Here is a 13,817-nt window from a genome sequence, read left to right as displayed (position 1 = left end):
TTTTTATTCCGTTCTTATTCTGGATACACTTTTATTAATTTCCTCTGCTAAGTCATCCAACCGTTCCTGGGTGTCTGCTCCATTTACAATATCCTGTAAGGCTGCAGCCCATTCAGTTGTAGTGTTAAAAAATTCTGGTTGTGGGGTGAACTTAACTGTTGAATTGTCGATTACGGTGTTAAATGTTTCTTCATACCCATCTGTATTACTGATTAGTTCCTTAAATTTTTCATCTTCCCAAACTGAATTTCGTACAGGGTCAACAACATCGGCCTCCGTAGCTCCCCATAGCATATGTTCTTTGCTAGTAAAGTACTGCATGAACAACCATGCTGCATCTTTCTTTTCAGAAGAATTATTCATTGCAAGGGACCAAACCCACATGTTAGAACCAATTTCTCCATCTTTTGATTTTGGTGGTGGAGCTACAGCCAAGTTTCCGGCTTCTTTTGAGGCACCCTCTTTATTGTAGTTGATTGGCCACCAACTAGCGTCATAAGCCATTGCGGACTTTCCTTCTGCTAAATCTGTCGATACCTGGTACCAAGTGTAGTTTGACCAATCTGACGCCCCACCCTTTTTTATTAATTCCACAAATTTATCAGTAATTTCTACGGCTTCCGGGCTGTTCACTTTTGTTACCAGTTTTCCATCTTCAATTTCAAAATCTTTTGCCCCATGATTTGTAAAAGAAGTCATAAAGCCGGGATGAATTGTTGCCCATGATCTAGTTCCTCTTAGCCCAATCCCGTATGTCCCTGCTCCATCCCACTCTTGTAATTGTGAGGCAATTTCTATTAATTCATCAAATGTTTCTGGAGGTCCTTCGATTCCTGCTTGTTCGAAAGCCCTTTTATTATAATGTAAATAATTTATTTCGAAGCCAAGCGGAACAGTCCATAGATTCCCGGTACCTACTTGATGTCCAGGGACACCATCCCATCTACCTGCATTCAAAGCACCTTCGATAAAGTCATCTACATCATAATCAGGTGATGTTCTGTTTTCATCTTCTAAAAATGAGTCTAATTCTTGCATATAATCAGATGTTGAATATTCCCATACTTGATATGCACCTGTCATAAAAACATCAGGATTTCCGTTTTGGGCGTTTAAAGCAGTCGTTAGTTTATCAAAATAACTTTCTTCCGGTGTAATGGAATGTTGAACTTTTATCCCTGTTTTCTCCTCAAATTCGGGTAACCTTTCAATAATTGCTTCTGCGTAAGGATGCTGATTTAACATTACATTAATTTCTTCACCCTCGAACCTTTTCCAATCAAAACCATCCAATTCTTCTAAATCAGTGGATTCCTGTTCACCATTACTAGTAGAGGAACTATTAGAGCTTGAACATGCACTTGCAATCAATAATGTCATTAAAAACACAGCGAAAATGGTTACATTCTTCTTGAACATAATTACCCTCCCAATCTCTTATTTTTTAGCGTAATTAATACCGTTAAGATAAACTGAAATAATTATTTAATTATCATCTCCATTCTTGGAAAACTAAACCTGCTTTAATATTTAATATATTTTTTTTTACATCCTGCCTTATTTGAAACTGTATAAAGGGTTATTAGGTGTAACATAATCAAATTTAGTAAGATGTAATTAAAATACTTTTTCATTAATTAGGTATTAAAGCAACCTTTAACGAGTTATCTCCTTTTTTGACCAATTCAAATCCCCTTTCAAATTCCTCCAATGGTAATTGATGTGTGACTACGCCCTCAGTAGGTAAATCGCCATTTACAATCCCATTAATAACATGTTCATAACAATATGGTCCTAAATGAGAACCCAAAACATCCAGCTCTTTACGATCACTTATGATACTCCAGTCCACAGTAACAGGATCTTTAAATACGCTGAACTCTACAAATCTGCCAAGCTTACGAATCATCGATAAACCTTGTTCCACCGATTTTCCAGCTCCAGTAGCTTCAATATAAATGTCACATCCATACCCATCGGTTAATGATTTAACCTTCTCTACTACATCATCCTTTTTCGGGTTTAACACCATGTCTGCACCAAATTTCTTTGCTAGCTCCAAGCGGTCATCAAATAAATCAAGTACAATCAATTTCCCCGGCCCTGACTTTTTAATAGCCCCAATCATACCTAACCCCAATGTACCTGCTCCGGCTAGCACAACGATATCTCCGAGTTGGATCTGTGCGCGCTGAACAGCATGAAAAGAACATGCATATGGTTCTATTAAAATCGCTTTCTCCAGCGGAAGATCGTCAGGGACTCGATAATTAATTGCCTCCTTTGTAAATTTCATATATTCTGCCATGCCACCATTTACGTTATTTTGAAATCCGTAGAGATCATGCTTTTCACACATCCAATATTGACCTCTATTGCAAAAGCGGCATTCCCAACAAGGGACAATTTGCTCTGATATTACACGATCACCTATTTCGAATTCTGTAACATTCTCCCCTAGTTCAACAACATGTCCGATAAACTCATGACCTGGGATCATTGGCGCTTTAATATATGGAGGCTGTTTGTCATCTCCCCAGAAACTTGGTGCCCCATCGTATGCCTTCAAGTCGCCGGCACAAATACCACAGCCTTCAACTTTTATCAAGATTTCATCTTTATTAATAGTTGGAACCGGAACCTCTTTTAAACGATAATCGCCAGGTGCATAAGCAACAACTGCCTTCATTTTTTCAGACATTTTCTCTCCCCCTGTTTTTATTTTTTGTTCAGAAACCGCTTACAATCTATAAAAAGCCTTCTAGACCAAAATAAATTTTCGATTGTTTTCGATTTCCGTTGCCTGCTTTCTTTTTAGTTTAATTGTTTTCATTATATTATTTCCATTTATGAATAGTCAATATATTTTTTCATTTTCTTTTAATATTGTCATTTATGTAGTTACAATTTCATATTCGGGGCAGGAATTATCCCATTATTTATATATTTGAATAAATTATAATGCACATAAATGGACCAGTCAAGAGCATAAATTAACATTTATAAACAAATATACTGTTTATTTTAGTTCATTTTGTATTGACTTATATTCTGTGAATGTTTTAAAATTAAAAAAACGTTATCAAAGAGGGGGATAAGATGAATAAAACGAAAGAAATCTCATCAACTGCATATCGTCTGACAAGACCAGAACTATTTGAAGAAACTACTTTAAAACATGCATTGAAGGAGGGAGAAGTGGTTATAATACCAAGTCTTGCAAGCATTTGCCACGCAGATTTGCGCTACTATACGGGCAACAGGAGAAAGGAAGCGCTTAAACGTAAACTCCCGATGGCATTATTTCACGAAGGAATTGGTAGAATTACAGGTTCATATTCAAATAAATTTTTAAATGGCGATAGGGTCGTGATTATCCCAAACATACCTGGTTATATATTGGAACAAAAAAAAAAGGTTGATTGTTGCAACCCATGCAGAAGAGGTGTGGACGAAAATTATTGCGAGAACTCAGTTTTTTTAGGAAGCGGCTTTGATGGAATTGGGCAATCACATCTAGTCCTTCCCAAGGAAAACGTTCTATTGATACCAGATGACGTACCTGATGAAATAGCTGTCCTTGCAGAACTTTGCTCCGTCTCTCTTCATGCAATCGGGCAACTGAACGCAGAAAGTCTGAGAAATGGAAAAATTGCTGTATTCGGGGATGGTCCGGTTGGGTACCTGACTACCGCAATGCTGCATCACATCTATCGTATTCCTAAGGATAGATTACTTATCTTTGGCGCTGTTCCGGAGAAACTTCAGCATTTCAATTTTGCGACCCAACATCTTGTTCATGACTTTAATTTTAATCAAGAAAAAGGAGTAACTTCTATATTCGAATGTACTGGTGGGCAATTCAGCGAAAGCGCTGTCAACCAGGCGATTGATCTGATTGAGCGTAAAGGAGTTTTAACACTAATAGGGGTATCTGAAAAACGAGTGCCAATTAATACCCGGGATGTTTTGGAAAAAGGGCTCACCATTTACGGAAGTTCCAGGAGCACAGCAAGTGATTTTGTACGACTTATGAAAGCCTTTCAAAATAAAGATTTACAACAAACATTAGCGAAACTAATCCCTGAACATACATTTTATATAAAGAATGCTAATGATTTGAAGGAAGCAATGGACACAACCATAAAACAAAAAGCATGGCAAAAATCCCTTTTATCCTTTGATTGGGATAAAGAATAAAACATCATTTCCTTGATATGGCCGGTGAATATAATATAATCTAGGTACAGATTCAAGAAAGCCAAAAGTTGGGGTGCTGAGATGCTCATACTTGATAGACAAAACAAAGTATTACAATATGTCAAAAATAAAAGGGTTGCAACAGTTACGGAGCTTGCGAATCATTTCGAGGTTCATGAAGCGACAATCCGACGTGATCTTTCATTACTTGAAAAAGAAGGGAAACTTAAACGGACACATGGTGGAGTGATGATCGATGACGAGATTCATTCGGAGCCACCTTTTAACGAGCGGGAATCCGCGCAATATGAGGAAAAAAGAAAAATCGGGCAGCTGGCGGCTGAACTAATTGAGGATGGACATCACATTATTCTCGATTCTGGAACTACTACAGCACATATAGCGGATGCCATCACCGAAAAGCAAAATCTAACAGTCATTACAAATGACATTAACATAGCAGCCAAACTAAGGTTTTCACTTAGTATAAAGGTAATCGTAACAGGGGGGATGCTTTTTCCGGAAAGCTATATTTTAAACGGGATGATTACCGATGAAGTACTGGACAAGTTGCATGTCCATATTGCCTTTATTGGAACTCCTGCCTTCCATCCAACATTAGGTCTAACTCATTTTGACGAAACATTAGTTCCGGCAAAAAGAGCAATGATTCGCTCCGCAAAAAAGACAGTCGTTGTATGCGACCACACTAAAATTGGCAGAGTTTCGTTACATACCGTAGCCAAAAACAAGGACATTGATTCTTTAATAACAAGTCAACTGAGTGAAGAAAATATAACCAGCTTGACAGATAACGGCATTGATGTCCGACTTGTTTGATCGAAAATAGGTGTTCAATGGATCCGCTTTTGAACACCTTTTAATTTTATCCTTATCTAACAGCATTTACATTATTGTCTGACACTAGGGACTATAAATACATCAATATCTTCCTTTTCAAGAGCCTGTAGATCATTATCTGGCATATCATAATCTGTAATTATCGTATTAATTTGCTGAATAGAAGCAAAGGAAGCAATGGAATTGTTATTTATCTTTGAATGGTCAAGCAATGCAATTACTTTTCTTGCTACATTCACCATAGCTTTTTTCAATTGTACCTCGTAAACACTAAAATCTGTTAGTCCTGCTTCAACCGAAAAACCATTCGCCGACGTAAATAGCAGATCAATATTAATTTCATCCAGGATATCTATCCCCAGATTTCCCTCTAATGAGTTGGATCCTCTTCTAAGAATTCCTCCTAACATAATAACCGTAATATCGGGATGTTCATTCAATTCCAAAGCTGTATTAATACCACTCGTGACAACGGTAAGCCTGATTTCTCTATCCTTTAACAGCTTTACCAATTCAAGGGCTGTGGAGCTTGCATCAAGCATTATACATTGTCCATCCGAAATTAATTTGATTGCTTGATTAGCAATTGCATGTTTTTCGTTTTTATTGGCTTTTTCCCGGCTAGAGAAGCTAGTGTCTACATCTATTTTATTATCCACTAAAATTGCTCCGCCATGCGTGCGTTGCAGGAGGCCTTGATCTTCCATTTTACTAAGATCCATCCGGAGTGTTGCTTCTGAAATATTCATTTCAATAGAAAGATCTTTTACAATAATTCGTTTTTGCTCATTTAGTTTTTTTAGAATCACTATTCTTCTCTCGGATGCAAACATCTTCACAATCATATCACCACACTTTTGCGTTAGATTTTAACAATAATAAGAAATTATTAGCACAAATTTATACTACCATTCTATAATAATTTAAAATACCCAATAATGAAATTAAATGATTATAATTAACAACAAATAAAAATTTTATTGACTATTCATTAATAAAAGTAATATAATGAAAATAATTATTTGCCAAATAATAAATATCTCGCAATAATCAATATTTCCTACGGTATGTAATATTAAAATGAAAACGGTTACCAGCATATTAACCTAGCCGGCTTTTACTTTACTGCAAAGTAATTAAAAAGAAAAATAATGTTTAATGAAAGGGAGTTGTACAAAATGAAAATCGGTTTAGGTGCTGATCATAATGCCTTTGACATGAAAGAAAATATTAAAGAGCATATCCTGGAACTCGGCCACAATGTCAGTGATTACGGGTGCTACTCTTATGATGAAGTTGATTATCCTGGTGTTGCTTTTGAAGTTTGTAATGATATAAACAAGCAAAAAATTGACCGGGGAATATTAATTTGTGGAACTGGAATCGGAATGGCAATATCAGCTGATAAAATCCCTGGTATAAGAGCCGCTCTTTGCCACGACACATATTCTGCGGAACGTGCACAAAAAAGTAATAATGCACAGGTACTAACCATGGGAGCAAAAATTATAGGAATAGAAATAGCGAAACAAGTTGTCGAGACATATCTTAAATCAACTTTTACTGGTGGAAATTCGGCAAGAAAAGTTCAACAAATTATTGACAAAGAAAAAGAATCTCTAAAACGGGAGGAATGCAGGAATGAAGAAATTATTGAATGATCCAAATGATGTGGTGGAGGAAATGCTGGAAGGGTATGTAAAGGCTTATCCAAATCATGTGAGGCAACTACCTAAAAACAAACGATCATTAGTTACGGCAAAAGTAACACCTGAAAATAAGGTAGGTGTCATCATAGGTGGTGGTTCCGGGCATGAACCTGCTTTCATGGGGTATGTTGGTGATGGCATGGCTGATGGTGTTGCAGTTGGTAATATTTTTGCCTCTCCCCCACCCGACCCAATATTAGAAGCAACAAAAGCGGTTGACAAGGGAACTGGCGTTGTCTATGTTTACGGGAATTATGCGGGAGATGTTATGAATTTTGGTATGGGAGCAGAATTAGCTGAGCTTGAAAGCGATATACACGTGGAATCCGTCATCGCGACAGATGATGTTGCTTCAGCTCCCAAAGAAGAAAGTGATAAACGAAGAGGAATAGCAGGGGAATTTTTTATTACAAAAGCGGCTGGAGCGGCGGCAGAAAAGGGATACGATGTACATGAAGTAGCAAGAATAGCCAGAAAGGCAAATGATTATGTACGAACAATGGGCGTAGGACTTAGTCCATGTACACTTCCGCAAACCGGAAAACCTAGCTTTCAATTGGCAGATAGTGAAATGGAAATTGGACTTGGTCATCACGGTGAACCTGGAGTAGAGAAGGGAATCTTGCAAACTGCGGATAAAGTTACAGATAGACTTATTCATGATATTTTAATAGACATGCCTTTAGCAAATGGGGATAATGTTGCAGTACTAATAAATGGATTAGGATCAACCACACGGATGGAGCTACTAATTGTTTTCAGGAGAGTAGAGCAATTGCTCAGTGAAAGAGGTATTACGATTTATCGCTCTTATATCGGTGATTACAGTACTTCACAAGAAATGGGAGGCTGTTCTGTTACTTTATTGAAATTGAATGAAGAATTAACTGAAATGATCGATCATCCCGCAGATTGTCCAATGTACGTTCAAAAATAGGGAGGGTATACATGAAATTCACAGCTATTAACTTTAAACATTTTTTAATTAATGTAGGCGATTTAATGGAGCAAAATAAGGATTATTTATCTGATTTGGATATCATGCTGGGTGATGGTGATCATGGTATTACGATGTCAATTGGCTGGAAAGCAATCCGCAAAAAGGTTAGCGAGGAATTATTGGAAGAGGAAGATTGCGGAAAAATTTCCGCGATAACAGGAAGGTCTTTTTTAAATGCAGTCGGTTCTTCCGTAGGCCCCTTATATGCAACAGGATTCATAAAAGGAGCAAAAGTAGTTCAAGGAAAAACTGCATTTACCGAAATAGACCTTGTAAATTTCTGGACCGCTTTTATTGATGGCATAAAAGAGCGTGGTCAAGCAGAAGTTGGCGATAAGACAATGATTGATACCTTTGAGCCTGCAAAAAATAGTATGGTAAAAACATTTGAAGAATCGCAAGATATTCTGACAGCATTTACAAACGCAGTAGAGGACGCTAAAAAAGGAATGGAATCTACGAAAGAAATGCCATCAAAAAAAGGAAGATCCAGTCGATTAGGAGAGAGATCAATCGGACATCAGGATCCAGGGGCAACATCAGCATTTATTGTTTTATCAGCATTTTTAGAAGAGGTCAAAGCAATTGCAAATACATCTAAATAGGCCGTCTTTAAATTAATGGATCGGAGGTGCAATCCCGATGGTAGAAAGGCATACAGCTTTTCAGAGACCGTTGATTCTGGATTTTCTTGAAGTAACCAAGCCAGCCGCCATAGCTGCATATCCATGGGTAGGAAAGTATAACAAAGTAGAAGCGGATCGCGCTGCAACCGAAGCATTAAGACATCAGTTGAACATGATCAATATTGATGGCAAGATAGTAATCGGAGAAGGAGAAATGGACGACGCCCCAATGCTTTACATTGGAGAAAAGGTCGGTACTGGTTTCGGTCCGAAAATAGATATAGCCGTTGATCCAATTGAAGGAACAACCTTGAATTGCCTCTGGACAAAACAATGCCTCAACGGTAATCGCTGCTGGAGAAGCAAGAACCTTATTACATGCACCGGATATGTACATGAAGAAAATAGCAGTTGGTTCGAAAGCCAAAGGGTGCATCGATTTGGATGCATCACTATCGGATAACCTGGTCTCCGTAGCAAAAGCAGAGCTATGATTATTGATGTATCTGTATTTCTTTGGAGATGTTTATGTATAATTGCTAAACGTTCGATAAAACGTGGAAAGTGATTCGAACCCTACCTCAAAACAAATGGAGATAATATCCTTATCTGTTTCCAATAACAGCTTCTTCGCTATCTCTAAGCGGTCTTCTGTTAAATATTACAGTGGTGTCATATTGTAACGTTCTTTGAAAATCGTATTTACATGACGTGAACTGACTCCCGGCTTAGCGGACAAGTCACCTGCACTCATCACATTAAAGTAGTTGGAATCGATATATTCCTTCAATTTTTCCGCCCTTAAAGTATTGGCATCTGTAATGACGGCGTCCTTCTGGGATCTTGCAAAAAGGTACAAAAGCTGGAGAAGGTATACTTGCATTCAAACGAGATTAAGGGAATCGCCTAACGATTGCTGATATAACATTTTCCGAAGTAATTGTCTTATTTCCATTGCATCAAATTCATTTACTTTAATTATTTTCGATTGATTGAAATACGCTTCAATTAGTTTATGGTGAATGGTTGAATCTAAAATTATTGGCTCGAACTCAAGCACCAGAACTGCAAACTTCGTATGCGCAAAAATAGAATGGTTGGAATAAGGTGTAATGAACGCTACCTGATCACGATTAAATGAATAAGTTTCTCCATTAAGACTTATTTCTCCATCATTTTCCATTGCATACAGGATCTGAAAAGTCTGATGGAAATGCTCCTTAACCGTGTCCTTCTCAGAATGGATACTCTCATTCAAACGAATAACGCGTTTTTCTAATTCTTTGCCATCCATAGGTATCCCCTTCCTTACTTGATATTGCCTGCCAAGTGAACCACTTGTTTTGTTTGTTCAAAAAGCAGTTTATCAGCCTTTTCAAAACATTGTTGTAGGGATAATGGTTTATTAATAATGGAAAAGCAGCCGGAAAACCTCTCCCGTAATGGATCCAAATTGCCATTGAGGCTTCCCGAAATTAGTACAACAGGCACGCCATATTTTTTAGCAATTGTCGCAACGTAACCCGGTGCCTTGCCATAAAGTGTTTGTTCGTCACTCTGCCCTTCTCCGGTAACAACAAGTTCAGCTGCTTCAATCGCACTTTCAATACCTATCGCATCACCTACTAATGCTGCACCGGAGACCAAACTGCCACCAATTGCCATGAGAGCAAATCCTAAGCCTCCTGCAGCGCCAGCGCCAGGTATTTCTTGTATATTGACATGGAGTTCAGATTCAACCAAATTTCCGAAATGCCTTAAAGCTTCATCTAATTGTTTAACTTGCTTTGGAGACGCACCTTTCTGTGGGCCAAAAACGCTTGTTGCACCCAACTCCCCACATAACGGATTTTCAACATCACTTGCTATATTAATTTCCACCTTAGCAATTCGCGTATCCAAATTATCAAATTGAACCCTCTCCACCGAGTACAAATCCCGTCCATATCCAGTTATTTGATTACCGTCTTTATCCCAGGCACTCATTCCTAAAGCAAGGAGCATCCCTAGCCCTCCATCATTCGTGGAGCTGCCACCTAAGCCGATGATAAAGGATTCGCACCCCTTATTAAGTGCATGAATGATTACCTCACCGATACCGTATGTTGTTGTATTATCCGGATTAAGTTTATTTTCCGGAACTTGCGTAAGCCCAACAATATTCGCACACTCAATAACAGCTGTTTTGCCGTTTATTATTCCATACGAGGTCGTTACTTTATCTCCCAAAGGTCCGGTACAATCCACTTCTATACGTTCGCCATTTCTTGCCTTAAGTAACGATTCCAAAGTTCCCTCCCCACCATCGGCCATCGGTTTCATGGTGACGGAATATCCGGAATCCACATTCAAGATGGCGGATTTCATTATTTCAGATGCTTCAACTGATGTTAAACTCCCTTTAAAGGAATCCGGCGCAACGACAATATTCATAATAATCCCCTTTGTTCAAATTAATATAACCTTATTAAACTATACTCTATTAGAATTAGCAACACTGTTCATTTCCTTATCCCAATTAAATTAAATTAATTCCTTGAAAACTACGGAGGCTTTTCGATTTTTTGAAACATGGGTTAATGTTAACAAGAGGTAAATTATCGGCTGTAATAAACAGGACACCCCCAATGGTTTTTGGTAGCATTACCAAACCATCGGGGGTGTCAGGGTTTGAGGGAAACCTTATTCCCACTTCTCGATTAAAGCATCAGTATTCATCATTAGGGTATTATACGCATCCTTGGAAATCAATGCGTTTTTCAACCCATATTCAAGCAATGGTTTAAAACTCTTTAAGTGTTTAACAACTTTATCCGCCAATTGTTTGCTTTCATAATGACTGACAGCGCTTAGGTGTAGCGTTAAAGGTCGAACGCCTCTCAGTTTTGTACGGATCGCAGCAGGTACTTCCCATAATTTGTTTAACCATTTGATGTGAAACAAGCCTCCAGGTCTGTTTGTATTTCGTGGTTATTAATGTACGAGGCCTCTTTTAAAGTTGCAAAACTATATTAAGAAAAAACAGATTAACTCTATTAATTTTCAACAATTGTAATTTTATAAGAAAAGCGCAAGCGCCCGTTTAGCAACGTACAAACTGGAGCACTCCGCAATGAGATAAAGGAAACACGGTGAGCTGGAAGCGAACCGATGTTGACTTATCGTAATGAAGGAGTGTGAAGTTTGCTAGTTGCTGGGCGCTGGAGCTGGACATGGCCAACTCTGTTTCTTTGCTTTTCAAAAAAAGCAATCTCCCCTCTTTACTTTTCCAATAATTAATGTTCTTCAACATAAAATTTGTATTTTTATATTATTCCATTCTCCAATGATCAAAATCAGCTTTTTGGTGATTCTCTAGCGTCTTTTCAATCTGTCTATAATCATATATACTATGTCTATAGAGGGGGTGAAGACATGGAACAGGAAACGGTTCTAAATGAAATATTACACGAGTTACGACGCCATTCAGGCCAGATGAATGAGAAGATGGACAACATGAAAAACGAACTGGAATCGAAAATGGGTACCATGATAAAAGAATTAGATTCGAAAATGGACAAAGGCTTTGATCGACTTGGTAAAAAAGTCGACGGTATTCGAGTGGAATTAACAGAAACACAGGAAACCACTGATTATCTATTAAGTAAAACTGCTCAACATGAGAAAAAGCTCCGTCAGTTTTCCTAACAGCTGTAGTTCCTCACATAACGCAATCCCGAAATAGCAGAAAACCTGGCTTATCACCAGGCCTTAACTACGTTTGGTCTTCTAATTTAGCACATATATTACTTATTCACTAATGCATAATACCTTCGCATCCATCTATCATTGATCCTGGAGTGAAGGTATTTTTTATGTCACTTTTCATGATTATGGGGATTGCTCTTAAACCGGCCGTATTATCAGCAAGTTTCATCCCAAATTGACGTCATTTCTTCAAGTGCGTAACATTTTGTTGCCACGTTTGATAAAGTAACAACCGTATCAGAAACAACGTCGGATGGAGCTCAAAATGTTTCCGAATCAACACAAGAACAGTTAGCATCAATGGAGGAAATTTCAGGTTCTGCCACTTCTTTATCACAAATGGCCGAAAAGCTGCAGGAATTGGTTAAGAACTTTAAACTGTAATCCATACATGTACCTTAGGATAATACAAAAGGAGCCAATCCAAGCGGGTGGCTCCTTTTGTATTTTTAGCTTTTTAACTAATTTTAATTGTGTTATAAAAATACTCTAACCTCGATTTCCTAGCAGTTCCCCGTATGTGCATAAAAGCGTTTGCTTGGCTGATCATTTCTGTAACCAAGTTAGAATTATCCCAAAAGAACTCTAACAGCAAAATTTTGGCGTTCTCCTACCCCCGCTCCGGATAAAACAACACCTTCCCAAAAGTTCCATCCCGATTAATTATCTTCTTAAACGTTTCCGGCCCTTGCCGCAGCTGTAATCGGTGAGAAATAATTGGTTTTACATTAATTTGGCCAGTACTCATGTAGTGAACGGATGTACTCCATTCTTTGCCGGGGAATGGTGCGGAGATGGCATTCCATGATCCTAAAACAGTTAGTTCGTTGCGGACAATCCGTTCGAAATAGGAACGTACAATATTGATATCTGCATATGGAATTCCCATGAAAACAACCTGCCCACCTTTTTTCGGCAAGGCAAAAACCTGTGCGGATGTAATTGGTGACCCCGCTGATTCGATGGCAACGTCAACACAATGGTTGCCATTTAATTCGTTAATTTGATCGTGAGCTGCTTTTTCCTTTGAATTAATGACAACGTCCGCTCCTACTTCCTTGGCGATCGCAAGTTTGGCATCATCAATATCAATGGCATAGACCGTCTTCGCTCCAAAAATCTTTGCCCACTGGATCGCTAATAAGCCAATATTCCCGCATCCCATCACGGCAACCTCAGCACCTGGCTGCATATTTGTCCGGTAAAATCCATGGACAACAACGGATGATGGTTCAATCATAGCGGCTGTATCAAAATCAACATTATCCGGAATTGGTACAACATTTTCTGCGGGCAGCATGGCGTATTCCGCATATGCCCCCGGATGGTAAGCCCCCATCACATGAAGCTTTTTACAGCGTGCAGGTTCACCTTTTCTGCAGCTTTCACATTCACCGCAATTAAAGGCAGGACAGCCCGCCACACGATCACCAGCTTTTACATTTTCTACATTAGATCCGACTTCCACAACTTCACCGGAAAACTCATGACCGAATATGGTACCTTCGACATAAGGACCTAATTTATTAAATCTGGAAATGTCCGATCCGCAAATCCCAACAGCTTTGACCCTGATAATGACATCATCAGCATTTTTAATAACTGGTTCTTCCGCTTCCTCAAACCGCATATCCTGTTTTCCATAAAGTCTCAGGGAACGCATTACGATCACCC

Annotated in this window: 15 protein-coding genes and 2 pseudogenes; 8 read left to right on the top strand and 9 right to left on the bottom strand. The window is 38.5% G+C overall.

Annotated elements, in window-relative coordinates; all coding sequences use genetic code 11:
* Positions 1–3: 3 nt before the first annotated feature.
* Together CZ382_RS17315 and CZ382_RS17310 are read right to left on the bottom strand one after the other, a co-directional pair.
* Entirely contained in the window at positions 4–1,419 is a 1,416-nt protein-coding gene (locus CZ382_RS17315; RefSeq protein ID WP_088052441.1) for an ABC transporter substrate-binding protein, read from the bottom strand.
* Between the two features lie 214 nt (positions 1,420–1,633).
* The gene (locus CZ382_RS17310; RefSeq protein WP_088052440.1) at positions 1,634–2,701 is read right to left on the bottom strand and encodes an MDR/zinc-dependent alcohol dehydrogenase-like family protein; all 1,068 of its coding nucleotides are present in this window, start codon (positions 2,699–2,701) and stop codon (positions 1,634–1,636) included.
* 398 nt (positions 2,702–3,099) lie between these two features.
* Here CZ382_RS17310 and CZ382_RS17305 point away from each other — a divergent pair, with 398 nt between their 5' ends.
* The gene (locus CZ382_RS17305) at positions 3,100–4,200 is read left to right on the top strand and encodes an alcohol dehydrogenase catalytic domain-containing protein (RefSeq protein WP_088052439.1); all 1,101 of its coding nucleotides are present in this window, start codon (positions 3,100–3,102) and stop codon (positions 4,198–4,200) included.
* 81 nt (positions 4,201–4,281) lie between these two features.
* Positions 4,282–5,040 carry a DeoR/GlpR family DNA-binding transcription regulator gene (locus CZ382_RS17300; protein ID WP_088052438.1) on the top strand — a complete coding sequence of 253 codons (759 nt, stop codon included), beginning with the start codon at positions 4,282–4,284 and terminating at the stop codon, positions 5,038–5,040.
* Between the two features lie 71 nt (positions 5,041–5,111).
* On the opposite strand, the gene CZ382_RS17295 is transcribed toward CZ382_RS17300, so the two are convergent.
* A complete protein-coding gene (locus CZ382_RS17295; protein ID WP_088053524.1) occupies positions 5,112–5,894 on the bottom strand; it encodes a DeoR/GlpR family DNA-binding transcription regulator in 783 nt (260 codons plus the stop codon).
* A 345-nt stretch (positions 5,895–6,239) separates the two neighbouring features.
* Here CZ382_RS17295 and rpiB point away from each other — a divergent pair, with 345 nt between their 5' ends.
* The 5 genes and pseudogenes from rpiB (at position 6,240) to CZ382_RS24670 (ending at position 8,890) form a co-directional block, all read left to right on the top strand.
* Complete coding sequence (gene rpiB, locus CZ382_RS17290; protein ID WP_088052437.1) at positions 6,240–6,722, top strand: ribose 5-phosphate isomerase B; 483 nt, start codon at positions 6,240–6,242, stop codon at positions 6,720–6,722.
* A complete protein-coding gene (locus tag CZ382_RS17285; RefSeq protein WP_088052436.1) occupies positions 6,703–7,707 on the top strand; it encodes a dihydroxyacetone kinase subunit DhaK in 1,005 nt (334 codons plus the stop codon). Before rpiB ends, CZ382_RS17285 begins: the two co-directional genes overlap by 20 nt.
* A gap of 11 nt (positions 7,708–7,718) precedes the next feature.
* Positions 7,719–8,375: a dihydroxyacetone kinase subunit DhaL gene (gene dhaL, locus CZ382_RS17280; protein ID WP_088052435.1), complete on the top strand. Its 657-nt coding sequence runs from the start codon at positions 7,719–7,721 to the stop codon at positions 8,373–8,375.
* 37 nt (positions 8,376–8,412) lie between these two features.
* Positions 8,413–8,649, top strand: a pseudogene (locus CZ382_RS24675) (fructose-bisphosphatase class II); the annotation flags it as partial.
* A 61-nt stretch (positions 8,650–8,710) separates the two neighbouring features.
* On the top strand, positions 8,711–8,890 hold the full coding sequence (locus CZ382_RS24670; protein ID WP_327366156.1) for a fructose-bisphosphatase class II: 180 nt from the start codon (positions 8,711–8,713) through the stop codon (positions 8,888–8,890).
* Between the two features lie 32 nt (positions 8,891–8,922).
* On the opposite strand, the pseudogene CZ382_RS24355 reads toward CZ382_RS24670, so the two are convergent.
* From CZ382_RS24355 to CZ382_RS17260, 5 genes and pseudogenes are all read right to left on the bottom strand, one after another.
* Positions 8,923–9,045: pseudogene (locus CZ382_RS24355) on the bottom strand (helix-turn-helix domain-containing protein); the annotation flags it as partial.
* A gap of 12 nt (positions 9,046–9,057) precedes the next feature.
* The gene (locus tag CZ382_RS24555) at positions 9,058–9,186 is read right to left on the bottom strand and encodes a hypothetical protein (RefSeq protein WP_268811330.1); all 129 of its coding nucleotides are present in this window, start codon (positions 9,184–9,186) and stop codon (positions 9,058–9,060) included.
* Positions 9,187–9,279: 93 nt separating this feature from the next.
* A complete protein-coding gene (locus CZ382_RS24350) occupies positions 9,280–9,690 on the bottom strand; it encodes an AraC family ligand binding domain-containing protein (RefSeq protein WP_235000467.1) in 411 nt (136 codons plus the stop codon).
* 14 nt (positions 9,691–9,704) lie between these two features.
* Positions 9,705–10,829: a glycerate kinase gene (locus tag CZ382_RS17265; protein WP_088052434.1), complete on the bottom strand. Its 1,125-nt coding sequence runs from the start codon at positions 10,827–10,829 to the stop codon at positions 9,705–9,707.
* 249 nt (positions 10,830–11,078) lie between these two features.
* Positions 11,079–11,339, bottom strand: a complete 261-nt coding sequence (locus CZ382_RS17260; protein ID WP_088052433.1) for an FIMAH domain-containing protein — start codon at positions 11,337–11,339, stop codon at positions 11,079–11,081.
* 471 nt (positions 11,340–11,810) lie between these two features.
* Between CZ382_RS17260 and CZ382_RS17255 the strand changes: the two genes are divergently transcribed.
* On the top strand, positions 11,811–12,083 hold the full coding sequence (locus CZ382_RS17255; protein ID WP_088052432.1) for a hypothetical protein: 273 nt from the start codon (positions 11,811–11,813) through the stop codon (positions 12,081–12,083).
* 670 nt (positions 12,084–12,753) lie between these two features.
* On the opposite strand, the gene CZ382_RS17250 is transcribed toward CZ382_RS17255, so the two are convergent.
* Complete coding sequence (locus tag CZ382_RS17250) at positions 12,754–13,806, bottom strand: galactitol-1-phosphate 5-dehydrogenase (RefSeq protein WP_088052431.1); 1,053 nt, start codon at positions 13,804–13,806, stop codon at positions 12,754–12,756.
* Positions 13,807–13,817 lie beyond the last annotated feature (11 nt).

The sequence above is a fragment of the Virgibacillus dakarensis genome, from assembly GCF_900155625.1.
GTDB classification, from domain to species: Bacteria; Bacillota; Bacilli; order Bacillales; family Amphibacillaceae; genus Lentibacillus_C; species Lentibacillus_C populi.
This window is presented reverse-complemented; position numbering and strand designations above follow the sequence as displayed.